At 67.1% G+C, this 23,382-nt stretch carries 21 protein-coding genes and 1 pseudogene; 9 read left to right on the top strand and 13 right to left on the bottom strand.

Annotation, left to right across the window (positions count from 1 at the left end; translation table 11 throughout):
* Window positions 1-161 precede the first annotated feature (161 nt).
* Together EV691_RS10615 and EV691_RS10610 are read left to right on the top strand one after the other, a co-directional pair.
* On the top strand, window positions 162-2,528 hold the full coding sequence (locus EV691_RS10615) for an ELM1/GtrOC1 family putative glycosyltransferase (RefSeq protein WP_131296845.1): 2,367 nt from the start codon (window positions 162-164) through the stop codon (window positions 2,526-2,528).
* A gap of 78 nt (window positions 2,529-2,606) precedes the next feature.
* Window positions 2,607-3,374 (top strand): aspartyl/asparaginyl beta-hydroxylase domain-containing protein, encoded by a 768-nt coding sequence (locus EV691_RS10610; protein ID WP_089167185.1) that lies wholly within the window; start codon window positions 2,607-2,609, stop codon window positions 3,372-3,374.
* Window positions 3,375-3,431: 57 nt separating this feature from the next.
* Here EV691_RS10610 and EV691_RS10605 read toward each other — a convergent pair whose 3' ends face one another.
* The 6 genes from EV691_RS10605 to lptF form a co-directional block, all read right to left on the bottom strand.
* Window positions 3,432-4,196, bottom strand: a complete 765-nt coding sequence (locus EV691_RS10605; protein WP_089167186.1) for an aspartyl/asparaginyl beta-hydroxylase domain-containing protein — start codon at window positions 4,194-4,196, stop codon at window positions 3,432-3,434.
* Between the two features lie 72 nt (window positions 4,197-4,268).
* Window positions 4,269-5,243, bottom strand: coding sequence for a hypothetical protein (locus EV691_RS10600; RefSeq protein WP_131296847.1), 975 nt, complete (start codon window positions 5,241-5,243; stop codon window positions 4,269-4,271).
* 8 nt (window positions 5,244-5,251) lie between these two features.
* Window positions 5,252-6,220, bottom strand: a complete 969-nt coding sequence (locus tag EV691_RS10595; protein WP_131296849.1) for a diacylglycerol/lipid kinase family protein — start codon at window positions 6,218-6,220, stop codon at window positions 5,252-5,254.
* Complete coding sequence (locus tag EV691_RS10590) at window positions 6,213-7,319, bottom strand: CDP-alcohol phosphatidyltransferase family protein (RefSeq protein WP_242672460.1); 1,107 nt, start codon at window positions 7,317-7,319, stop codon at window positions 6,213-6,215. Before EV691_RS10590 ends, EV691_RS10595 begins: the two co-directional genes overlap by 8 nt.
* Before the next feature lie 153 nt (window positions 7,320-7,472).
* Window positions 7,473-8,543, bottom strand: a complete 1,071-nt coding sequence (lptG, locus tag EV691_RS10585; protein WP_131296853.1) for an LPS export ABC transporter permease LptG — start codon at window positions 8,541-8,543, stop codon at window positions 7,473-7,475.
* Window positions 8,540-9,613 carry an LPS export ABC transporter permease LptF gene (gene lptF, locus EV691_RS10580; protein ID WP_131296855.1) on the bottom strand — a complete coding sequence of 358 codons (1,074 nt, stop codon included), beginning with the start codon at window positions 9,611-9,613 and terminating at the stop codon, window positions 8,540-8,542. The genes lptG and lptF overlap by 4 nt, the downstream gene beginning before the upstream one ends.
* Window positions 9,614-9,759: 146 nt before the next feature.
* Here lptF and EV691_RS10575 point away from each other — a divergent pair, with 146 nt between their 5' ends.
* On the top strand, window positions 9,760-10,539 hold the full coding sequence (locus tag EV691_RS10575; protein WP_242672461.1) for a phosphocholine cytidylyltransferase family protein: 780 nt from the start codon (window positions 9,760-9,762) through the stop codon (window positions 10,537-10,539).
* On the opposite strand, the gene EV691_RS10570 is transcribed toward EV691_RS10575, so the two are convergent.
* Both EV691_RS10570 and EV691_RS10565 read right to left on the bottom strand, forming a co-directional pair.
* On the bottom strand, window positions 10,530-11,360 hold the full coding sequence (locus tag EV691_RS10570; protein ID WP_131296857.1) for a nucleotidyltransferase family protein: 831 nt from the start codon (window positions 11,358-11,360) through the stop codon (window positions 10,530-10,532). The two genes, EV691_RS10575 and EV691_RS10570, sit on opposite strands and share 10 nt — an antisense overlap.
* Complete coding sequence (locus EV691_RS10565) at window positions 11,344-12,498, bottom strand: GNAT family N-acetyltransferase (RefSeq protein WP_242672462.1); 1,155 nt, start codon at window positions 12,496-12,498, stop codon at window positions 11,344-11,346. The genes EV691_RS10570 and EV691_RS10565 overlap by 17 nt, the downstream gene beginning before the upstream one ends.
* 363 nt (window positions 12,499-12,861) lie before the next feature.
* Between EV691_RS10565 and EV691_RS10560 the strand changes: the two genes are divergently transcribed.
* From EV691_RS10560 to EV691_RS10540, 5 genes are all read left to right on the top strand, one after another.
* Window positions 12,862-14,607, top strand: coding sequence for a fatty acyl-AMP ligase (locus EV691_RS10560; RefSeq protein WP_131296859.1), 1,746 nt, complete (start codon window positions 12,862-12,864; stop codon window positions 14,605-14,607).
* Window positions 14,608-14,613: 6 nt separating this feature from the next.
* Window positions 14,614-15,525 (top strand): NAD-dependent epimerase/dehydratase family protein, encoded by a 912-nt coding sequence (locus tag EV691_RS10555; protein ID WP_131296862.1) that lies wholly within the window; start codon window positions 14,614-14,616, stop codon window positions 15,523-15,525.
* Window positions 15,526-15,565: 40 nt separating this feature from the next.
* Entirely contained in the window at window positions 15,566-15,829 is a 264-nt protein-coding gene (locus EV691_RS10550) for an acyl carrier protein (protein WP_039801983.1), read from the top strand.
* On the top strand, window positions 15,813-17,015 hold the full coding sequence (gene spt / locus EV691_RS10545; RefSeq protein ID WP_165496503.1) for a serine palmitoyltransferase: 1,203 nt from the start codon (window positions 15,813-15,815) through the stop codon (window positions 17,013-17,015). Before EV691_RS10550 ends, spt begins: the two co-directional genes overlap by 17 nt.
* A gap of 93 nt (window positions 17,016-17,108) precedes the next feature.
* Window positions 17,109-18,863, top strand: a complete 1,755-nt coding sequence (locus EV691_RS10540; protein WP_242672463.1) for an ABC transporter ATP-binding protein — start codon at window positions 17,109-17,111, stop codon at window positions 18,861-18,863.
* 72 nt (window positions 18,864-18,935) lie between these two features.
* On the opposite strand, the gene EV691_RS10535 is transcribed toward EV691_RS10540, so the two are convergent.
* The 4 genes from EV691_RS10535 to EV691_RS10520 form a co-directional block, all read right to left on the bottom strand.
* A complete protein-coding gene (locus tag EV691_RS10535; RefSeq protein ID WP_131296864.1) occupies window positions 18,936-19,814 on the bottom strand; it encodes a YsnF/AvaK domain-containing protein in 879 nt (292 codons plus the stop codon).
* A gap of 62 nt (window positions 19,815-19,876) precedes the next feature.
* Window positions 19,877-20,296 carry a YsnF/AvaK domain-containing protein gene (locus tag EV691_RS10530; RefSeq protein ID WP_131296866.1) on the bottom strand — a complete coding sequence of 140 codons (420 nt, stop codon included), beginning with the start codon at window positions 20,294-20,296 and terminating at the stop codon, window positions 19,877-19,879.
* Window positions 20,297-20,699: 403 nt separating this feature from the next.
* Window positions 20,700-21,041 carry an FKBP-type peptidyl-prolyl cis-trans isomerase gene (locus EV691_RS10525; RefSeq protein WP_089167198.1) on the bottom strand — a complete coding sequence of 114 codons (342 nt, stop codon included), beginning with the start codon at window positions 21,039-21,041 and terminating at the stop codon, window positions 20,700-20,702.
* Between the two features lie 115 nt (window positions 21,042-21,156).
* A complete protein-coding gene (locus tag EV691_RS10520) occupies window positions 21,157-21,852 on the bottom strand; it encodes a spermidine synthase (protein ID WP_131296868.1) in 696 nt (231 codons plus the stop codon).
* 657 nt (window positions 21,853-22,509) lie between these two features.
* Between EV691_RS10520 and EV691_RS10515 the strand changes: the two genes are divergently transcribed.
* Window positions 22,510-22,866: a DUF2141 domain-containing protein gene (locus EV691_RS10515; protein ID WP_207390113.1), complete on the top strand. Its 357-nt coding sequence runs from the start codon at window positions 22,510-22,512 to the stop codon at window positions 22,864-22,866.
* A 405-nt stretch (window positions 22,867-23,271) separates the two neighbouring features.
* On the opposite strand, the pseudogene EV691_RS10510 reads toward EV691_RS10515, so the two are convergent.
* A pseudogene (locus EV691_RS10510) lies at window positions 23,272-23,382 on the bottom strand (IS1595 family transposase); the annotation flags it as partial.

Raw genomic sequence — 23,382 nt, 5'->3', positions numbered from 1 at the left:
TGAGTGCGGAGGAAATACGCGCGCACCTGCCGGGAAGATGGCCGTGCTCCGCGAGGGGCGCCCGGACCATTGCCGCCTGTGCGCGCAATGGGCGAACTATATTCAGCGGGAACAGCCAGGCCAAGGCTCTGCCGCCGTACTCGCAAGGGATGAGAGGACGCATGACCTTCTTTGCACTGAAAATCAACGCGGCAGTGCGGAAACTCCTGACTTTCCACCGTCAGTCGCTGGCCTCCTGCACGCAGCCCGACGCTTCCCGGCCGGGGTCCGCCGCCGCGCGCGATGGCGTCGACGAGTCGCTGGCGGTGCCGAGCATCGTTCCCGTCGTGCTGGAGGCCCGGCCCGGCGCGCCAGAAGCGCCGGCGGTGCGGATCTTCCTCGGCACCCAGCCGGCGCAGCACCGCGCCGAGCGCATCTTCTTCTATTCCCTCGAGCGGGTGCGCAATCCGCTGCGGCGCTACGAGGTCTACCGCATGACCGGCCTGCCGGGGTTCGACCGGCAGGGCTGGCGCACCGGCTTCACCAATTACCGCTTCGCCATCCCGGACCTCGCCGGACGCCAGGGCCGGGCGATCTACAACGACGTCGACCAGATCTTCACCGCCGATCCCGCGGAGCTGTTCGACCAGCCCATGGGCGAGCATGGCTACCTGGCGTTGCTGCCCGAGGACACGGCGGTGATGCTGATCGACTGCGAGCGGATGGCCCGCTGCTGGACCTTCGCCAAGGCCTGCCGCGAACCCAAGAAGGCCCTGTGCGCCGAGGCGGCCGCCGAGCCGGGGCGCTGGGGCGCGCTCGATCCCCGCTGGCATGCCAGGGACTTCGAGTTCCGGCCGGGCGAGACCAAGCTGCTGCACTACACGGCCCTGCACCTGCAGCCCTGGCGGCCCACGCCCGAGCAGTACTCGTACCAGATCCATCCGCTTGCCGAGCACTTTCTCAGCCTCGAGCAGGCGGCCGAGCGGGAAGGCTATGAAATCTACACGGCGGCGCATCCCAGCCCCGCTTTCGCCAGCGGCTGCGAGCAGGCGGCGCGGATGCCGCCTGCGCCGCCGGCGGACGTCTGTCGCCAGGCACAGGCGGCCGGCGTCGTGCAGCTGGCGCTGGTCGGTGCCTGGGGCGATGCCGATGCCGGCGATCCGTCCCAGGTGCGCTGGCCGCTGGAGGCACTCGGCCGCGATGACCTGCCGGCGCAGGAGGCGATCGCCGCGAACGGCCTCGAGCAGCTGCCGGTGGAGGATCTGCCCTGGCTGGTGGACCGGCTGTTCCGGCTCGGCCGCCAGTGGGTCTTCGTCAGGACGGAGCTGGGCGCCGAGGAGTCGATGATCGACAGCCTGGACGGCTGGCGGACGCTGCTGCGCCGGGTGGCGCTGCGCTATCCGGATCGCTGCTGGCAGCTCGACTGCCAGGATCGCCAGGGACGCACCCACCGCTTCCGGGCGGACTTCGCGCAGCGCAGCCGGGGCGGGCAGGTGCTGCCTAGGGTCTGGGTGCTGCAGGGCGGGCGTGCCGGCGACAATGCGCAGCTGACGGACATCGCCGAGGCCCTCGGCTGGCCCTACGAAATCAAGCGCCCGGAGAGCCTGGCAAGCGCAGGCGCTACCGACGCCTGGCCGGACCTGGTGCTCAGCGCGGGCCGGCACACGGCCGTCGTGGCCCGCCGGATACAGCGTCAGTCGCAGGGCCATGCACGCCTGGTGGTGCTGGGCCGGCCGCGCGCGCCGCTGGCCGACTTCGACCGGGTGGTGACGACCCCGCAATACGGCCTGCCGCTGCGCCAGAACGTCGTCGACCTGCCGGCCCCCTTCATCGGCGAGCATCCCCTCGACGAGGCGACGCTGGAAGCCTGGCGGCAGCGTTTCGCCCATCTGCCGCGGCCGTGGATCGCGCTGCTGGTGGGCGGCGACAGCATCCCCTACCGGCTCGACGCACAGACCGCTGCGGCGCTGGGCCGGGAGGCCGGCGCCGCGGCCAGGGCCCGCGGCGGCTCGCTGCTGCTGTCGACCAGTCCGCGCACGTCGGCAGGCGCGACCGACGCCCTGCTGGCGGCCATCGATGCGCCGCTGTGGAGCTACCGCTTCGGCAGCCAGGGCGACAATCCCTACCGGGCGCTGCTGGCGCTGGCCGATGCCTTCGTCGTGACCGGCGAAAGCGTCTCGATGCTGACCGAGGCCTGCATGAGCGGCCGGCCGGTGGCGGTGTTCCCCCTGCCGGTGCAGCGGCACCGCAAGGCGCGGCTGCATCATGAGCTCGAACGGCGGCTGGGCGTCATCGAACGGGTCGCCGGCAGCCGCGGCGTGCCGAGGCAGCAGAGCCGGCTCGGGCGCCTCTACGACGAACTGGTCGCGGCGGGCTGGATCAAGCGCGAACGCTGCGTGGAGCAGGTACACCAGGCCCTGGGCGTGGCGCCTCTGCCGGAGGGTCTGGATCACCTGCCGGGACTTTCTCCGGCGCTGCTTGCCACCTCCCGCGAGCGCGCCCTCCAGGCGATCCGCGAGGTCATGCAAGCGGAGCGCCCCATTTCTTGAGCGGCAGGCGCCCGAGGCGGTTTCTGCCCGGGCGCCGCCGCTGCCCGACCGCCCACAGCCTGCAATCAGGACATCTGCATGAGTGAAATGGCTTCAGCCGAGGTAGTGAAAGACAAGGTCAAGCGCAGTGCCTTGTACCGGACCGGCAAGAAACTGCGGCCGCTGATCAACCGCTTTCTGGCGCGCAATTCCCTGGTGGGGGATCCACCGTTCTTCGACAAGCAGCTGTTCCCCTGGGTCGCGGAGCTGGAGGCCGCCTGGCCGGTCATCCGCGCCGAGCTCGACCAGCTGCTCGAGCAGCGCACGCCGATCCCGGCCCTGCGCGATATTTCCCCGGACCACCGACGCATCGCCACCTGCAATGCCTGGCAGTCGTACTTTCTCTGGGGCTACGGCTACCGGATCGACAGCGGCTGCCAGCAGTGCCCGGAGACGGCGCGGATTCTCTCGGCCGTGCCCGGGCTCAACAGCGCCTTCTTCTCGATCCTGGGTCCCGGTGCCCATATTCCGCGGCATACCGGGGTGACCAAGCGCATCCTGACCTGCCATCTCGCGCTGGTGACGCCGACGCCCGCCGAGCGCTGCCGCATCCAGGTCGCCGAGCAGACCGCCAGCTGGCGGGAAGGCGAGTGCCTGGTCTTCGACGACACCTATCCCCACGAAGTCTGGAACGACACGGAAGAGACCCGCGTGGTGCTGCTGATCCAGTTCAAGCGCCCCTTGCGCCTGCCCGGACGACTGCTCGGTGACCTGTTTCTCGGCGCGGTGCGCCGCAGTCCCTTCGTTCAGGAGGCGCGACGCAATCTGTCGGCCTGGGAGCAGGCGCACAAGCGGCTGGACGACTGAGCCCTGCGGTTTTCCCCTTCTCCCCGGCGGGGAGAGGGGGCAATCCGGCAAGGCGTTCTAGCGCTCCAGCCCCTGCTCCCAGGCGCGATGGTTGCGCCGCGCATCCTGGATGAAGGGCGACCAGCGGATGAGCCGGAGCACCACCTTGTTGAGCAGCCTGCCCGGCCAGGCCAGCGGCCGCTGCACGTCCAGGAACAGCACGACGCGGGTGCCGTCGGTCTCGTTCCACACCTGATGCCGGTAGGTGTCGTCGAAGATCATGCACTTGCCGGGCTCCCAGGAGCGGATCTGGTCGCCCACCCGAATCCGGCAGTTTTCCCGGGGCTCCGGCACGAGCAGGCCCAGGTGCGCCCGCAGCAGGCCGTTATAGGGGCCGCGGTGCTCGCGAATGGTCTTGCCGGGTTCGAGGATCGAGAAGAAGGCGGTGAACATCCCCGGGATCGACTCGACCAGCCTGGTCGTCTCCGGGCAGCGCTCGCAGTTGCCCTCCATCTTGTAGCCGTAGCCGTAGAGAAAGAAGGTCTTCCAGCGGTCGTCCTGGGTGAGGCTGCGCTGGTCCCTGGAGATGTCCTGGAAGTTCGGGAGGCGTTCGCGATGTTGCAGAACCTGCTCGAGTTCCTGGCGGATGGTTTCCCAGTTGGCCTCCAGCGCGGGGACCCAGGGGAACTGCCGGGTATCGAAGAACGGCGGGTTGCCCAGGATCGAATAGCGCCTGATCACATTCTCCAGGCGCTTGATGATCCAGAAGCCGATGGCCACGCTGGGACGATGCTTTCGTTTGCGTTTGGGCTCCACGGCGATCTCTTCTTTGACCTGTCCCATGTAGTACCTCCCTTCCAGGATGAATTAAGCCGAGCCGGCGATATGTGAAGCGTTGGAGCAAGTATGCGGCAGCTAGCGCAGGCGCCGCTCCCGCAGCAGCCGCCAGAGCAGCGGCCAGCCGAAGATCAGCGGATGGCGGCGCAGGCGCGGGCTGATCTCGATGGGCTCGCCCAGATGCCGCTGCAGTTTCCAGACGACGTAGTCGACGCCCTGCTCGAAGGTGAAGGAAGCCTTCACCAGACGGACCACGTTCAACAGCCGTCCCTGCAGGCGCCGCAATCGCCAGCGCCGGCGGCCCTGCCGGCAGGCAGCGGCAGGCAGGCGGTTGCGATAGCGGTCGGTCTCGCCGGCAATGGCTTCCAGGCCGGCCAGCGCCGGGGCGGCGGCCAGGGTCAGGCGCCGGTAATGCTCGCGGTCGTGCCGCACCAGCTGGACCGGACGGTCGGCGGCCTCCGGGCGCAGCTCGCAGCCATAGCTCAGCGCCAGCGCCTGCTGCCAGAGGCGTTCGCTGTCGAACTGCCCCGGCTGGCAGGGCAGGGCCTGCTCCAGCAGGGTCAGGACGGCCCGCGCCAGCGCCGTCTGCACCCGCCGTTCGACCTGCGCGTCCCGGCAATGGACCAGCCGCGACGGCTGGGCGAAGCGTCCCCACAGGTAGCTCTGGAACCAGCGGGCGGTACCCCGCTCGAGATCCTGCAGCGACAGCACCGCGCATTTCGCCTGCAGCAGCCGGCCATCCGCCATGTGCGTGCGCAGCAGCAGGACGTTGGGCGGCAGCCAGGCATTCGCCAGCTGCAGCAGGCGGCTGGGGTGGGCGCGGGAATAGTCGTCGACGATCGCATAGAGATCGACCAGGCCTTCGCCCGGATCGCCGCTGCGCAGGCAGGAGCCGTAGAACAGCAGCGCCAGCAGGGCATCGCCGAAGCGGGCGCGCACCTCGTCGCAGAGCTGCTGCAGCTCCGCGGCAACCGGCAGGGAACACTGGCCGGCGACTTCGGCGAGCAGGGCCGCTGGCGGTGCCGGCAGGGGGTAAGCGTCGGGTATCGGCATCGGCTGCCTCAAAAGGTCAGAAAGCGCAGCGGGGGCGTGCTGGACAGGCGAATGGGCTCGCGGGCCTGGAACAGTTCGCCATCGAGCAGGAAGTCCTCGGGGCCGCTCAGCTGCAGTGTATCGAGATTGCGGCTGAGGTAGCCGTCGTGCTCGCGGGCGACGGCCGCACCGCGTCCGCACAGCAGGGCGGGCAGCACCCGGAGCAGACGGCGCGGGCGATGCGCGACGGCGGTGAAATGCACGGGGGCCGGTTCCGCACCCCAGTAGGGACGGCAGCCGACCAGCAGCCGGTCCAGGGTCGAGGCCAGCACCAGCAGCCAGTCGTCCTGCCAGTCGGCGCCCGGCGTGCTCAGCCGGGCCGGCATCGCCGGCAGCAGCGGGTGCGGCCGGTTGCCCAGCAGCGAGAGCAGCATGCGGCCGAAGGCCAGTGCCGGTCCCAGCGCTCCGCGCACGCCGCTCGGACGGATGTGCCGGTGGAAGTAGCGCACGCCGCCGAGGATGGCGCCGGCCCCGAAGAACATGCCGAACTGCGGCCCGAGGTCCGTCTCGCCGTCGACGCGCAGCACCGCCCGCTCCACCAGTCTCGGCGCCGGTCCGGCGCCCTGCAGCCAGGCGCCCAGGGCGCGCAGCGCGGCCTCGGGTTTCCGGCGTGCGCCCAGGTCGGCCGCGCTCATGTTGGTGGTTCCCCCCGGCACCACCAGCAGCCCGGGCAGGTCGCCGGCCGGCTCCTGGAGGAGGGCGGTCAGGGTGGCCTGCAGGGTGCCGTCGCCGCCGAGGATCACCAGCAGGTCCTGCGGCCCGGCCTGCCAGAGCCGCAGCGCCTGCTCGATCTCCCGGGGACCGGAAACCTCCTGCAGCAGGGCCTCGGGCAGTGCGGCGGCGATCCGGCGCAGCGCCGGCAGCCGCCGGCGGACGCGCCCGCTGCCGGGGTTCAGCAGGATGCCGACGCGCGCCGGCGTCGCGCGGGTCTCAAGCATCGCTCAGACCGGAGCGGGGCGCGAACAGGCGGACGATCGGGCGATGGCCTTCGGCGCGCAGGTCGATCTGGCTCAGCCAGGGCTGCAGTTCCGTGCCGCGCCGGCGCAGGAGCAGCGCCCAGGCTACCCGCGCACCGAGCACCAGGGTGGACAGCACCGTCCAGAGCGCGACCAGCAGCAGGCCGACGTCGTCGGCGCCCAGCCCCCAGGCGAGGGTCAGGAGCAACAGGTTGGGGTTGCGGCGGGCGGTCACCAGGCGATTGAGGGAGTCGAAGGGCCGCCAGAGGAACAGGGAGAAGGGCGCGGCGAACTTGAAGGCGCCTTCGCACAGGCGGCCGGCGACGTAGCCGATGAAGATGGCCCAGAGCACCATGCCCAGGGGCATGTCGAAGCCCCAGGCCGCCCCCAGTCCCATTCCCCAGGCGATGTACCAGATCGGCGGATGCACTAGGTCCAGCGCATGGTCGAAGATGTTGCCGAAGCGGGTCGAGGTGACCGTGACGCGCGCCAGCTTGCCGTCCACCGTGTCGAGGAAGGTCATGATCCAGCCGGCGATCAGGCCCAGGCCGTACTGTCCCTGCCAGAACCAGTAGCCGGCGAGGATTGCCAGCACGTAGCTCGCGGTGGTGACATGGTTGGGGCTCAGCCCCATCCGCACGCACCAGCCGGTGACCCAGCGCGCCGGCACCGGCCAGACGCAGCGCGTGACGAAGTCGGTGACCCCCTTGTAGGCGCCGTTGAACAGGGACTTTTCCAGCTGCTCGCGCTCGCTTCCGGTGATGCGGATGACCCACGGCGGGTCGAACTTGCGCAACTGCGCCTGCAGGCCCGAGGCCACCGTATCCGGGCGCACCTGGCGCAGCCTCTCGATCGCCGGGCCTTCGAGGCGGGGCGTTCCCGCCAGGTCCTCGACCGCCAGACGGGCCGCGACCACGGTCCCGTCGCGCGGGTCCTGCAGGGCGACGTCCTCGGCATCCAGGAGCCCGCGCAGCACCCGCGGGTCGTACAGATAGTCTTCGCGCAGGAGCAGCACACTGCCGGTTTGCGGCAGGGGCTCGTCCGGCCCGCACAGGCGTGCCTTGGGGTTCTTGCGGAGCATTCGCTCGAGCCTTTCCCGGGAGCTCAATCCCCACAGGGGTACGTTGCAGCTGCCCACCAGATGGACGCATATCGTCATGTTTTTGCCTTGAGCGGATAATTGCGATGTGTCGACTTCATGAAAGCATGTCAGGAGCCTGCATGGCGGCTGCCGTCAGGGCTTGCTCCGATCGAACCGGCGCACCAGGGCCAGGGCCATGCCGAGCAGGACCAGTGCCGGCAGCACTCCGACCAGCAGGGCGTTCAGTTTGAACAGCTGGCCCAGGCTGACCAGGATCTCGTTGCTGATGTAGACCAGCAGCCCCATGACCGCGCCGAGCGCCAGCCTGCTGCCGAGCCCGTTCGAACGCACCGGCCCGAAGCTGAAGGGAACCGCGAACAGGATCATCGCCAGGATCAGGATCGGCACGCCGAGCTTCTGCCACAGGGCGATCTCGAACTGGATCGCCGGCTGGCCGGTACTTTGCAGAAAATGCACGTAGCCGCGCAGTTGCCGGGCCGAGAGGCTCTCGGGCGGAAGGGTAACCTCGTCCAGGGGGGTATCGGGCAGAATGGCGTGCCAGGGCAGCTGCTCGAGCTGCTGGACGCTTTCCGACTCGCCGTCCCAGCGCTTCAGCTGGACGTTGTGGAGCTGCCAGATTCCGCCGGGCTGGATCTCGGCATGCTCGGCCAGGATGTATTCCTGCAACCGGTTGCGCTCGTCGAACTGGAAGATTTCCAGATGGTTGGGCACGCGCCCGGTACCCAGACTGCCGATGCGGACGACCTGCCCGTCCTTGCGCGCCCAGATGCTGTCGTCCTTGTCGGTGTCCGGCTTGGCGTGCGCGCGCATCTGCACGGCCTTCTGCTGCAGGGGCGAGGCCAGGAACTCGTCGACTGCGCCCAGCGCGCCGGCCAGCAGCGCGCCGGCCAGCAGGGTGGTGAGGCCGATCCGGGTGGCGGAGATGCCCGCCGCCCGCATGATGCTGAGCTCCTGCGACAGGGCGAGCTGGCCGAGGGCCGCGATGCCCCCCAGCAGGGCGATGAAGGGCCCCAGCTCCACGGCGCGGCGCGGCATGGTCATCAGCACGACCTGGAGCGCCTGGGCCAGCCGGTAGCCCTCGTCGCCGATGTCGTCGAGTTCGCCGACCAGGTCCAGGGTGCTGAACAGCGGCAGCAGCAGGGCTGCCGCGGCGATGAAGCCGAGGAAGACATTGCGCAGGATGTACAGGTCGAGAGTCTTCATGCCGCCTTCACCCGGACGATGGCCCGCTCGCGGACGACCAGGCCAATCAGCACGAGCCCCATGGCCAGGGGTACCAGCCAGAGTCCGGGCGTCAGCGGCAGCGAGCCGTTCGCCACCAGGCTCTTGCAGATGTCGCCGGCGTAGAAGATCACTGCATAGACGGCCGTCACCGGCAGCAGGGTGGCGAAGCGGCCCCGCCGGGGAGCGGTCCGGCTGAGCGGAATGGCCAGCAGGGCCAGGATGAAGGTGCTGACGCCGCGGGATTCGCGCCATTGCAGTTCCGCCCGCTCGGGAAGCGCCGAGGAGGCTGCGAGCTCCTGCCAGGGGGCGGCCTTCCTGCGGAACTCCGCGGTCGTTTCGAGGGGGGCGAGGTGGATGTTCATCCGTTTGAACAGGATCCGCTTGTCCTGGATACCGCTGTGCTGCAGAGAATAGGCGGTGCCATGCGTCATCTCGATGGCCGGATCATAGGGGTCGGGGTCGGCGATCCAGGCTTCCTGGGAGCGGTACAGGCGGGTTTTCCGCTCGCCGCCATCGAAGATCAGGACGTCCTGCAGCCGGCCGCTCTGGTGATCGATGTGTTCAGCCAGGATCATCCGGCCGTTTTCGGCATTGACGTTGAAGCGCCCCGCCAGCAGGTGGTGGATATCCAGCTCGCTCTTCGACTCCTGTTCGAGCCGGTAGGCATTGGCATAGGCCCAGGGGCGCCCGTACAGCGACAGGGCGGCGACGCCAACGGCGATGGGGAGCGCGAGAATGGCCACCGCCTTGTAGATCCGCAGCGGACTCATGCCCGCGGCGGCCACGGCGGTGATTTCCGAGTCGTGATACAGGCGCCCCAGGCTGAGGACCACCGATACGTACAGGGCCACCGGAATCAGTACTTCCAGCGCAATCAGGACCTTGTACACGACGATGTCGAAAACCACCCTGAGGGCCAGGGTGCCGTTGGCGGCTTCTGCCAGATAGCGCTCGGCGGAATAGGCCGCGAAGATGAAGACCAGAATCCCCAGCATGACCAGCAGCGGCCGGCGTGCCTCGGTGATGACGTAGCGCTCGATCAGAAGCATGAATACTCGAACCTTCTCCTCGCCGGTCGTGTCATGCGTCCGGTCATGCAAGATAGGCTATCCTGAATGCCTTGGTCTATTCGAGGGGAAACGCGGTGTTGTCCGCACGGAATGGGCCGGGTTTTAGAACAGTGACTGGAGATTGCATGAATCTTTTCAAGCGGAATGAGCTCCGTCGGGCCGTCATTCTGAGCGCCGGCCAGGGACGTCGCCTCCTTCCCTTCACCGAAAACAGCCCCAAGTGCCTGCTCGATATCGCCGGGCGCAGCGTCATCGAGTGGCAGATCGATGCGTTGCTGGCCGCCGGCATCGGGCATGTCACGGTGGTCGTGGGATACGGCGCGGAGCAGGTCGAGCGCGTGCTGAGCGATCGTTATGGGACGGGCACCGTCGCGACGCTGTACAACCCCTTCTTCGAGGTGGCGGACAACCTGGCCAGCTGCTGGATGGCCCGGCAGGCCATGCAGGACGAGTTCCTCCTCCTGAACGGCGACACCCTGTTCGAGCTGGCGGTCCTGGAGCGCTTGCTGGAGGCGCCGCCACGGCCCATCACCCTCGCCATCGACCGGAAGGCCGGCTACGACAGCGACGACATGAAGGTCTGCCTGGACGGCGAGCGGCTGACGCGGGTCGGCAAGACGCTGCCGCTGGCCCACATCGACGGCGAGTCCATCGGCATGATGTATTTCCAGCCGCAGGGCGCGGCGCTGTTCCGCCAGACGCTCGAGGCGCAGATGCGCCGCCCGGAGGCGCTGCAGCGCTGGTACCTCAGCATCATCGACCAGCTGGCGCAGGACACGGGCCAGGTGTTCGTGCAGTCCATCGAGGGGCTGAGCTGGGGAGAGCTGGACTTCCCGGCGGATCTGGAGTCCGTCCGGGCCAAGGCCCGCTTCTGGAACATACCGATGGCCGCGATTCAGGACTGAGCGCTCCTCTGCGTCGTCCGCTGCGCCAGAATCCGTTCGACCAGGGCGAGATCCGCCCGGGAGTCGACGTCGATGGCGGCTTCGGCGAAGGGCAGCACGACGGCGCCGATCTTCACCCCGAGCTTGCGCGACAGCTGCGCCAGGGCCTGTTCCAGGGTCAGGCGGCCGAGCAGGTAGCGGAGGGTGGCCGCCGGGCCCAGCGCGCCGGCGATCACCCGCCAGGGACGCTTGCGCTCCTGTTCGACCCGGCGCCAGAAGGTCGCCAGCTCGCGGCCCCGCCCGCTGGTGAAGGCGAACAGGTTGCAGCCGCAGTACGGCCCGCCGCGCAGCCGGATGGCGGTGCGCCGGGTGTCGGGATAGCCCGCCTGCACGGTGTCCAGGCGGGCCACGCCGACGACGAAGTCGCAGTCGCCGGCCAGCGCCCGTTCGAGAAAGTGATCGACGATGGCCGGGCTCAGCAGGGCGTGATCGGCCGTGGTCAGCAGCACCGGCTGTCCGGGGGCTGTGCCTTCCAGGGCGCGTGCCGCGCTGGCGCTCGGCGAGCCGGCGTTTTCCAGCCAGCCCAGGCTGCCGTCGGCCAGGCTATGTTCGAGTTCGGCATCCTGGCGCAGCAGGTCGCGGGCCGGGCCGACCAGGCTGATCCGGCCGACCAGACGGCTTGTCCGCAGGCTCTGGATGACCCGGTGGACCATGGGTACGCCGCCGACCGGCGCCAGGGCCTTGCAGGCGACGCCGGCTGCGCTCGCCACGGCATCGTCCGCATGCCGGTCGGCCGCCAGCACCAGTGCGGCGCAGCGTCCTGCCTCAGATTCGCTTTTCATAGACCCGATACCTTTTGTAGGGATACGCCCCGATATGTTCGAGGATGTTCCGCATGCCGCGGTTGCTTTCCAGAATCCATGACATCTCCAGCGCCTCGAGCCCGCGCCGGACGAAGGGCGGCTTGAGCGCCTCGATCAGGTACAGGGCCAGCACGGAGCCCAGGCGGCTGCGCTGATGCGCCCGGCGCACGCCCATCAGCGGGACGCGGGCGGTACGCAGGCCGCGGACCTTCAGCCGCCACAGCAGGCGGAGCCAGCCGAAAGGCAGCAGGCGCCCGTGCAGGGGCGCGATCGCTTCGTTGAGGTTGGGGAGGGCGACGATGAAGGCGCTGGGTTCGCCGTCGACCTCGGCGATGTACAGCAGGTCGTCCGGCACCAGCAGCTTGAGGTGGTTGCCCACGGCCTCGAATTCCGCCTCGGTGAAGGGGACGAAGCCCCAATTCTCCGCCCAGGCGTCGTTGAAGATGTCGCGCAGCAACTGGATCTCCTCCGCGAAGCGCCGTCGATCCAGCGGGCGGATGCGCACGCGGTCGCGCCATCGCTCCATCAGGTGGCACAGCGGGGGCGGGAAGTTCAGCTCGTCCGTGCGCATCCAGTAGGCCAGCAGGTCCGCTGCCGGGCGGTAGCCCAGGGCCTCGACCCGGGCGCCGTACCAGGGCTGGCCGTGGCCCATCATGACCGAGGGAGGCCGGTCGAAGCCTTCGACCAGCAGGCCGCTTTCCTCGTTGATGGTCAGGCTGAAGGGGCCGGTTATCCGCCGCGCGCCGTGCTCGAGCAGCCAGTGCTCCGCGGTCGCCATCAGGGACTCGAAGACGGTGGGATCGTCGACCGCCGCCAGCATGCCGAAGTGGCCCGTATCCGGACCGTGCAGTTGGCGATGCAGTCGGTCCACCTGCGCGCTGATGCGTCCCACGGGTTCGCTTCCCGACCAGGCGATCCAGGCCTGCCATTCGAGATGGGCGAAGATGGGGTTCTTCGGCGAAAGCTGGTCGCGGCGTTCGGCGTGGAGGGGTTCCACCCAGTGCGGGTCGTTGCGGTGGAGCCTGCCCGGCAGGGCGATGAAGGTATCAAGATCGGCCTTGTCCAGCACCGGTCTGGTAACGAGCGGTCCATGCCCTCTGAAGGGAGGTTGATTCAAACCGGGGCTCCTCTGGCTCGACTGGCCATTCCTGACCGTTTGCCGATCGGCTGCGAAGGCGTGGTTCGGCGGCGCATGGCTTTTTCCATGCCCTCTGGAATGGTTATTTGGGGGTGCTTTGGGTAAAAGGAGGGAAGTGTAGTCGAAGTTGGGTTATATAGAGCGCCCTAACCGGGCCGGGAGGGGTAACCTCCCCGTCATCTTTTGTCTAGCCTACGGTTTGAGCGGTCGGAATGGACTACTCTGGTCTGATCGTGTTCAATCGCGCTTTGTTGATTTTTATGATTCCAGATGCTGCCGGCCTCGCTGAGCGATCCGCTGCAGGGAACGGTTGTTGCGCTGAAAAATGCCAGGACTGGAATGATGGCCAAACCCGCTATGTCTGCAACTCCTACGCAAAACGCCCTGGCTCCGCGCCTGGCAGACTTCTCGACACTGGCAGAGGCCCTCGATTACGCGGCGCTGGGGCATACCGGCCTGAATTTCTATGACGGGCGCTGCCGCCTGACGGCTGTGGTTCCCTATGCCGAGGTGAGGCGGGAGGCGCGGGCTCTGGCCAGGCGCCTGCATGGGCTCGGGTTGCGCCGGGGTGACCGGGTAGCCTTGATCGCCGACACTGAGCCGGGATTCATGGAGGCCTTCTATGGCTGCCAATATGCCGGGTTCATTCCGGTGCCGCTGCCCATTCCGTCCGGGCTGGGCAGTCATGCCGCCTATGTCGAGAAACTCGCCACGCTGCTGAAGAGCTGCGAACCCTCCGCCGTCCTGGCGCCTGCCGCGTGGCTGCCGTTCGCGCAGGAGGCGGCCGCGTCTTTCCGCACGATCTTCGTCGGCTCGGTCGAGGAGATGAAGGGGCGGGCGGTTCCGCCGGTGGAACTGGAGCCTTCCCGGCCGGACGAGGTGGCCTATCTGCAGTACACCTCGGGGAGCACCCGCTTCCCGCGCGGCGTGGTGGTGACGCAACAGGCGGCCATGGCCAACCTGCAAGGCATGATCCGCGACGGGCTGGGCGTGCGTCCCGGCGACCGCTGCGTCTCCTGGCTGCCGTTCTACCACGACATGGGACTGGTGGGCTTCGTGCTGGGCCCGATGGCCTCGCAGTTGTCGGTGGACTACCTGCGTACCCAGGATTTCGCCATGCGGCCCCGGCAATGGCTCAACCTGATCAGCCAGAACCGCGGCACCATCTCGTTCGCGCCGCCCTTTGGCTATGACCTGTGCGCCCGTCGCGTTCGGGAGGGCGAAGCGGCCCAGTTCGACCTCTCCAGCTGGCGCATTGCCGGTACCGGCGCGGAGCCGATTCGCGCGGAGGTGCTGGAGCGTTTCGCCGAGCAGTTCGCCCCGGCGGGCTTCGCGCGGACGGCCTTCCTGCCCTGCTATGGCCTGGCGGAGTGTACGCTGGGCGCCAGCTTCGGCCGTCGTGGCGCGGGGGTTGTGGTGGACCGCATCGAGCGCCATGCCCTGGAGCATCAGTCGATGGCCGTACCCTTCGGCGGCGAGGACAGCCAGGCCAGCACCTTCGTCAACTGTGGTGCCGTGCTTCCCGGGCACCGCCTGGAAATTCGTGACGAGGCCGGACGCTCCCTGCCGGAGCGTCGAGTCGGGCGGGTGATGCTGCAGGGGCCGAGCGTGATGTCGGGGTATTTCCGCGACGAGGAATCCACGCAGGCGGCTCTGGACGGCGGCTGGCTGGATACCGGCGATCTTGGCTATCTGAGCGCTGGCGAGTTGTTCATCACCGGCCGGCAGAAGGATCTGCTGATCGTGCGTGGCCGGAACATCTGGCCGCAGGACGTCGAATATCTGGTCGAGTCCCAGTCCGAGGTGCGGCCGGGCGACGTGATCGCCTTCCTCGTTCCCGCGGTTCCCGATCCCCAGGTCGTGGTGCAGGTCCAGTGCCGGGTCAGCGACCTGGAAAGGCGCGAGCAACTGGTGCGCGCCCTGGCCGGGCTGATCAGCAGCGAATTCGGCTTCATCGCTTTCGTGGAGCTGGTTCCGCCCCATTCCCTGCCACGCACCTCGTCGGGCAAGCCCTCGCGGGCCGAAGCGCGCAAGCGTTTCCTGGCTCAGGCACAGTCTGCGTCCGGGCTGTCCATGGTCTGCGGGTAGCGGCCCATGGCGCGGATCGTTGCCCTGACGGGGGCGACCGGCTTCATCGGCGGTGTCCTGCGCCGGCAGCTGATGCAGGCGGGCGTGCCGCTGCGCGCCTTGAACCGTCAGCGAGACGGTTTCGAGGACGGCACCGAATGGATACGCGGAACCCTCGAGGACGAAGACGCCCTGGCCAGGCTGGTCGCCGGGGCGGATACGCTCATCCATTGCGCCGGCGCGGTGCGTGGCGGCACGCCCGAGCATTTCAACCGGATCAATATCGACGGCAGCCTGCGCCTGATCGAGGCCGCCCGGAACGGTGGCTGCTGTGAGCGCTTCCTGTTGATGTCGTCGCTGGCGGCACGTCATCCGGAGCTGTCCTGGTACGCTCATTCGAAGTTCGAGGCGGAGCGCCGGGTCAGGCAGGCGGCCGGGGACATCGCCGTGACGGTGTTCCGGCCCACGGCGGTGTACGGGCCGGGCGACCGGGAAATGCGTCCCCTGTTCGACTGGCTGCTGCGCGGCTGGCTGTTCACGCTGGGGCAGGGCGATGCACGGCTCAGCTTTCTGCACGTCGAGGATCTGGCGCGCGCCGTGCGACAATGGTTGGATTCGCCGCAGGCGCCTGCCGCCACCTACGAACTGAATGATTGCCAGCCGGGCGGTTATGATTGGAACAGCATCGCCGCCATCGCCGCAGAGATTCGCCAGGGTCCGGTGCGCCGGATCACGGTTCCAGCGCCACTCCTGAAGGGGCTCGCCCGAGTCAATCTGCTCGTTTCACAGCTGAGCAGCCACGCGCCCATGCTGACGCCGGCGAAGGTGGGCGAGTTGACCCATCCCGACTGGTCCTGCAGCAATGAGCCCATTCGCAGCGCCCTGGGCTGGGAGCCCCGGATAGCGCTGAGAAACGCCTTGCAGGAGCGTTGGTTCTAGTCAGGCAAGAAGCATCTCCAGAATCGATAGAGGACCGACCATGATTTCCCAGGAACAAATACTGGAGCGGCTTTTGGCCTATCTCAGGCCTCTGGCGCCGCCCGGAACGCCGCTGCACCCGGATATCGACCTGAAACAGGAGCTTGGCCTGGACTCCGTCAAGGTCATGGACCTGCTGATGGAGCTCGAGGACGAGTTCGATATCTCCATTCCCCTGAACGTATTGGCAGACGTGCACACTCCCGCCGAACTGGCACGGGCTGTCTTCTCGCTGACGGAGCATGCCGATGGCCTTGTTCGATAGGTTCGCGAAGCTGGCGCAGGCGCGTGCCGATCTGGTGCAGGGCCGCCTCAATCCGTTCGGCACGCGCATCGACGAGATCCTTTCCCCCACCGAAGGGCGTATCGGCGAGCACCGGGTGATCCTGGCCGGCACCAACAACTACCTCGGGCTGACCTTCGAGCCCGCCTGCATCCAGGCGGCGCAGCAGGCGCTCGAGCAGCAGGGAACCGGGACCACCGGTTCGCGCATGGCCAACGGCAGCTATGGCAGCCACATGGCCCTGGAGGCCGAACTGGCCGATTTCTTCGCGCGCCGTTCGGCGATCGTCTTCTCCACCGGCTACATGGGGAACCTCGGCGTCATCGCCTCCCTGGCCGGTCCGGACGATATCGTGCTGCTCGACGCGGACTGCCATGCCAGCATCTACGATGCCTGCAAGCTGGGCGGCGCCCAGGTCATCCGCTTTCGCCACAACGATGCGGCCGACCTGGAGCGGCGCATGCGCCGGCTCGGCGAGCGCGCGCGCAACGCCCTGATCCTGGTGGAAGGCATCTACAGCATGCTGGGCGACCAGGCGCCGCTGCGCGAGATCGTCGAGATCAAGCAGCGCCTGGGCGGCTACCTGCTGGTCGACGAGGCCCATTCGGTCGGCGTGCTGGGCGCCCATGGCCGTGGCCTGGCCGAGGAACTGGGCGTCGAGGCGGAGGTGGACATCGTCACCGGCACCTTCAGCAAGAGCCTGGGGGCGATCGGCGGCTTCGCGGCCAGCCATCACCAGGACATGGATCTGCTGCGCTACGCGAGTCGCCCGTACATCTTCACCGCCTCGCCGTCGCCGTCCGCCATCGCCTCGGTACGTGCCGCCCTGCAGACGATGCGCGACCGGCCGGAGCTGCGCGAGCGCCTCTGGAGCAATGCGCGGCAGCTGTACCGGGGGCTGGATGCGCTGGGATACCGGCTCGGCCCGCAGCCGAGCCCGATCGTTCCCGTGCTGCTGGGCTCGCCCGAGGAAGGCGTGGCCTTCTGGGAGAGCCTCGTCGAACGCGGCGTGTACGTGAACCTGGTGCCGCCGCTGGCGACCCCCGGCGGCCAGGCGCTGGTGCGCTGCAGTGTCAGTGCCGCACACACGCCCGAACAGATCGAGCGCATCGTCCAGGCCTTCGCTGCGCTGCGCACCCCTGCCGGCAAGGCCCTTGCCGGTGCCTGAAGGGCCCGGCCGGCCTTGCCGGCCGCTGGCTTTTTCCGCGGATGCCGGCTGTCTGTTGTCCAGCCGGAATGCCTTTTTTCCTGAAGGATGACCATGCGTATTCTGCTTGCCTTTGGTCGGACCTATCCCGCGCGTACGGCGCTCATGCTGATCAGCCTGTTCCTGGCCGGCCTTGCCGAAGGCGTCGGCCTGACCACCCTGCTGCCCCTGCTGTCGGTGGCGCTGGGCGATGAGACGCACTCGGAGTTCTCCCTCGAGGTCATCGCGATCCTGCAGATGTTCGGCCTGGAGCCGACCGTCGTGACCATGATCACCGTGATGGTGCTGGGCATGATCGTCAGCAGCGCACTGGTCCTGCTGGGCAATCGCCAGGTCGGCTATACCGTGGCGCATGTCGCCACCGACCTGCGCGTCGCCCTGATCCGCGCCCTGCTCGGCAGCCGCTGGGAGTACTACCTGCGCCAGCCGACGGGGGCGCTGGCCAACTCCGTCGCCACCGAGGCCTTCCGCGCCTCCACCGCCTACGAGCACGCCGCCAACGCCCTGGCCCTGTTCATCCAGGCCATGGTCTACGTGGTCATCGCCCTGTTCGTGTCCTGGCAGGCGGCCGTCCTCTCCCTGATTCTGGGCGTCTTCCTGCTGCTGGCCCTGCAGAAACTGGTGAAGACCTCGCGTCTTGCCGGCAAGAGCCAGACCCGCCTGATGCGCGAGCTGCTGGCCCACCTGACCGACACCCTGGGCTCGGTCAAGCCGCTCAAGGCCATGGCCCGCGAGGATATCGCCGACTCGCTGCTGCGGCACCGGGCCGACGAGCTCAACCACGCCATGGAGCGCGAGGTCATGAGCCGCGAGGCGCTCAGGGCGCTGCAGGGGCCGATGCTGGCGACTCTCGCGGCGGGAGGACTCTATGCGGGGCTGGTCGTGCTGAAGCTGCCCCTGTCGTCGGTGATGGTGCTGATCTTCCTGGTGGTGCGGATCCTGAGCCTGCTGCACAAGGCCCAGCAGCGCTACCAGCGCGTCGCCTCCCAGGAAAGCGCCTACTGGGCGCTGCAGAAAGCGATCGAAACCGCGCAGGCCGATGCCGAGCCCGGCGGCGGCAACCGGGCTCCCAGCCTGCAGGACGCCATCGTCTTCGAGCGCGTGTCCTTCAGCTACGGCGACCGGCCGATTCTCGATGCCCTCGACCTGACGATCCCCGTTGGTGCCTTCACCAGCCTGGTCGGGCCCTCCGGCGCCGGGAAAACCACGCTCCTCGACCTGCTCTGCGTGCTGCTGGCCCCGCAGTCCGGCAGCATCCGGGTCGACGGCGTCCCCCTGGAGGAGCTGGACCGCCAGCGCTGGCGACGGCTGATCGGCTACGTGCCCCAGGAAACCCTGCTGCTCCACGACAGCATCCTGGCCAACGTGACCTTGGGCGATCCGGCGCTGACGGTCGCGGATGCGGAGCGGGCGCTGAGGCAGGCCGGTGCCTGGGAGTTCGTGGAGAAGTCTCCCGAGGGCATGCAGACGGTCGTCGGCGAGCGCGGCGGCAAGCTGTCCGGCGGCCAGCGCCAGCGCATCGTCATCGCCCGGGCGCTGGCCCACCGGCCCCGGCTGCTGATCCTGGACGAGGCGACCAGCGCCCTGGACCCCGAGTCGGAAGAGGCGATCTGCCGGACCATGAAGCAGCTGACCCCGGAGATCACCGTCATCGCCGTTTCGCACCGGCCGGCGCTGATCGAGGTCGCCGACCAGGTCTGGCGCCTGCAGGAGGGGCGGCTGGTGCGCATCAAGGGGCCCCGCGAGACCTGCCGGCGTTTCGGCGAGCGGGCCCCGATCGGGCCGGAAGGCGGCGCGCCCACGGCCTGAGGGGCAGGCAGGCGACTGCGGAGAGAGGGCCCCTCTCCCGCAGGCGGGGAGAGGGGATCGCTCTCAGGCCGCTCAGGGCCGGTTGCGGAAGGGCGTGTCGGGATCGATCGGCCGGTCGCCGGCGGTCGGCCGGGTTTTGCGGATGTCGCTGTCCCTCTCGATGTCCACGTCGGTACGCCGCACCGTGTCGTGCACGGTTTCCTCGCGCTGGGTGGTTTCCTTGCCGACCATGACCTCCTCGACCACCCGGGCGGTCTTGGAGACCACGGGCTCTTCGGCGGTTTCCTGGATCTCGATGGTGCCCTCGTGGAAGGTGGACAGCTCTTCCTGCGAGGCCGGGCGATCGGCCGGGCGGCGCTCGACCACGGCGTGCTGCTCGGTCAGGCTCACCGTCTCCTCGACCGGGCGCTCGGTCATCCGCGACACGATGCGGACGCGCCCCAGGGCGTTCTCCCGCTTGCCGACCTTGAGCTGCTCCTCCATGATCGGAATGGCCGTGCGCTCGGCCGTCCCGCTGGTGGTCGTGGCGGTTTCGGCCGAGCCGAGCTGTTCCGTATGCTGCAGACCCCAGCCGGCGCTGCGCTCGTCGATGTCGATGGCGCCGTTGTGCTCCATGATCTCCTCGACGACGCTAACCTGGTCGTCGTCGTTGACGGTGACGGTCACCACGGTGGAGCCGTGGCGTACCGCCTCGGCATAGCGCTGGCTGGTGGCGTCCTCGTCGCTGAAGATCGAACGGAAGAACTCGCTGATCCTGTCGCCCAGGGACTGGTCCTCCCGGCGCGTGTCGTAGGTGGTGTCGGTGCGCAGTGCCGTGTCCTCGCTCATGCTGATGTCGTTCGAGGCAGCCAGCTGGATATCGGTCTGCGACACGCCGCTACTCATCAGCTCGCGCTTGACCTGTTCGGCTTCGTCGTAGTGGTCGAATGCGCCAATCAGAATGTGTTGCATGGTCCACCTCTATAAATTCGGCAGCCTGGGCTGCAAGGCGATAGCGGTGTTGCGGTAGATGTCTACCGGGTTTGGGAGGGCGGGACTTCTGCGGGGGTGCGCTCGACCGTCACCTGTTCGCGCCGCAGCGTGACGGGCACGCTGTGAGGCTCCTCGTGCACGACTCGCCGGACACGCAGCTCTTCCTTGAGTACCAGCCGTTTCTCCACGACCAGCACTTCCTCGAGCACGGGAATGACGGTGACGTCGCCCTCCTGGCGAACCTGGGGGGGATGGGCCGGATCGACTTCCGTCCCGCAGGAAACCCGCTCGACCTGTACCTCGTCGTGGAGCAGGGACTCCTCCAGGAGACAGTCCTCGATTTCCACCGACTTGGTGATCCGCACGCGGCCGGACTCGACCTGGCGCTTGTGCAGGACGGCCTCCTCGACCATCACCGGAATCGTCTCGCTTTCCAGTCTCTTGGGTTCGTCTGCAGGCATCGTCTCCCATCCTTCGCTCGGCCGAGCGTTTCACGCCCTCCTGGGAACTAGAGTTCGCCCCGGCTTTGTTGGTTCAGGAAACTTTGCAGTCGATCCGACAGGCTGTCGGATTGGCGGTGACGAATGAACGAACAGCGGAAATCGCCTGTTTCGAAGTTGCCACCACAGGCAGGCTGAAGTTCCGCTGGACAGCGGCCCGCCTGCCTGCCGGCCACTTTCCGCACAACTTGCCTGTTGTGCAGGGACTCATTGTTTTTGATCGTTGAATACCGCCCTGACGCGGCGAAAGAGCAAGGATGGATAACGGGAAAGTTCCGGGAGACGAGTCTTGCATGGCAAGTGCAAGACCTGGAATACCCACTTTCCGGCCTTTTCTCCGAAAGGAAATTCTGCCGGGGATTCCTCAATCGTCCCGGGTCAGCACTTCCAGCAGCTCGATCTCGAAGATCAGGTTCGAATTCGGCTTGATGTGCGCGCCGATCTGCCGCTCGCCGTAGGCGAGATGCGCCGGCACGAAGAGCCTGCGCTTGCCACCGACCTTCATGCCCATCAGCCCCTGGTCCCAGCCCTTGATCACCCGCCCGGTGCCGATGACGCACTGGAACGGCTTGCCTTTATCGTAGGAGGAATCGAACCTGGTGCCGTCCTCCAGAAAGCCGTTGTACTGGGTGGTGATCAGGGCGCCCTTGACCACGGCCTTGCCGTCGCCCAACTGGATGTCCTCAACCTGCAATTCGTCGCTCATCGCTCGCTCCGTTCAGTCGGCAGCCCGTGGGGGGATGCCTGGATGGGCAGCGTTTTTCGCAGGAATTGCATGGCCTGGCAACCGTGGGGGATGGGTGTCGGTCGTTGCCAGCACTTCAGGAGCGTCTGCCTGGGAGCAACTCTGCAATCCAGATGGTGTGCCGGGTACCCTTGTTGCCGTGGGCGAAGACCTGAACCTCTTCCGCCCGGAAGCCGGCCTTGGCAAGCCGTCCGGAAAAGGCCCGGTCGGCGCTGGCCGACCAGACGGCCAGCACGCCCTTGGGCCGCAGGGCCTGCGCGCAGGCGTTCAGGCCGTCCAGCGAGTAGAGCCAGCTGTTCACTTTCTGCGTCAGCCCCTCGGGCCCGTTGTCGACATCCAGCATGATCGCGTCATACCCCCCTGGCTCGCGCGCGAGGACTGCCGCGACGTCCTCGTTGAGCAGGGTGGTGCGCGGGTCGCGCAGCGGATGACCGGCCTTCTCGCCCAGAGAGCCGCGGTTCCACTCGATCACGCCGGGCACCAGCTCCGCCACCTGCACCTCCGCATCGGCACCCAGCGCCTTGAGCGCCGCGGCCAGGGTGAAGCCCATCCCCAGCCCCCCGACCAGCACGCGCGCCTGCGGGTGTGACGCGACTTTGCGGCAGGGGATCTGGCCAAGGGCGTCCTCCGATCCGTGCATGCGGGTATTCATCAGCTGATTGCCGCTGCCGCCCTGGATCTTGATGACGAAATCCTCGCCATATTCGTACAGGCACAGCGCACCACCGTTTTCCGGAATGGGGGCTGTGCCGATCAGGACGAAACGTTTCATGGGCATCTCTACAAGGAGGGCGGCAGTGAGCCGGAGAGCGGGGCAGCCAACGCCGCCGCGAAGAACGTCGCCAGAATGCGGGGCGGAGGCGACCGGTGCGGCAGCTTGTCATGGACGGGTGGCGGCCTCAAGGAGAAACCGGCCCGTCCTGGCCCCGATCCGGCCTTGCAGGTTCAGGCTTTGCGCGCATGTCTGCGCTGGGCAATGAGTCCAATCATTTGTTGATTGAATGGATGGACTGCGTAGGCTCCTGCTCGGCGGCCAAAAGCTGGGGAGATCTGTCTTGTGTAGGCAATGCCGGCTTTCGACCCGTACCGGTCTTTCACGCCCATTGATCGGCGCGGCTCAACTCAGCAGAAAGCGGCCAGTCGCACAGTTCCAATCAATTGTTGATCAGCGAGGCTGACCACGATATGGCTGCTGCGATTCAGCACCTACGAGCAATCTCTCGAACCAATCATCGGAAAGAATAACTGCGCCTATGCGTATCAGCCCGGCTACAGGAGTTTTCGGGCATCGGCGTCTAAGCTAATAATTCATCAAGGAGCCAGAGATGCGAGTCCTATGCGATTTCGATGCATAGTCTTATATGTAGTAGCGGTGTTTGCGACTCTTCCCGCCATCACCCTGGCCCAATCAGCATGTCCTGGCATTCACGTGAAGATTCTGAACATTAGAAACAGCACTGGAGTCATAGCTTGCGCGCTTTTTGAATCACCAGTCGGCTTCCCTACAGAGTTCCTACGCTCCGCTATCAATATCATGGTGATTAAAATCAAGCATACACAGGCACGCTGTGACTTTGAGGAAATTCCGCAGGGAACGTATGCGCTTGCCGTCATCCATGATGAAAATATGAACGGCAAGCTTGACACTAGCCGGCTTGGGGTTCCGACAGAGGGCTACGGCTTTTCAAATAACGCAAAAGCCTTCTTGAAGGCTCCTTCATTCGGCGCCGCCCGCTTTCCGTACGGCGGGCAAAATGTAGCCTTAACGATCAGCTTAAGTTACTGAGTGCTCGTTATATAAACATTGAAGAGTTCTATCTATTTTGTTTAATCCAACACGCCTATTCAGGGTCGCTGCGCCTAACAAGGTATATAGACTCTCTCCGCAAGTGACGAAAAACGTGCGGCTGAGTTTGAGCATTAAGTGTCCGCTATCTAGCATACGCTAGCTGAGCTCATTCTAAAGTAAATGACTGCACTTGGCCGATTTCTGCCACGCATTTCGCTGACGTTGTTCAACTCTCAATGAAATGCCAGATACATCTTGATTCTGACGGGTTCCACGCTTCTGCGTGGAACCCTGACTGATCGACGCTCTGCGTCCCCGGCGGCGACCTACGCAGGAGCACAGATACGATCAGTTGTTCCACCGGCCCCATCTGGCCGACGCCTGCCACGCCTTTTCACAAGGCTATGTCTGAGTTAGCTGTTGCATAGCTACTCGCCCTAGCGCCTCCCTCAAGCAAATCAATGGATTGAGCTGCGTCTTGTAGCGTTCGAGCAGGCGGCGCCATCCCAGGTA

The organism is Azotobacter chroococcum (assembly GCF_004339665.1).
Classification (GTDB): Bacteria; Pseudomonadota; Gammaproteobacteria; order Pseudomonadales; family Pseudomonadaceae; genus Azotobacter; species Azotobacter chroococcum.
Note: the sequence above shows the minus strand (reverse complement) of the source record. Positions and strands in the feature narration are given on the sequence as shown.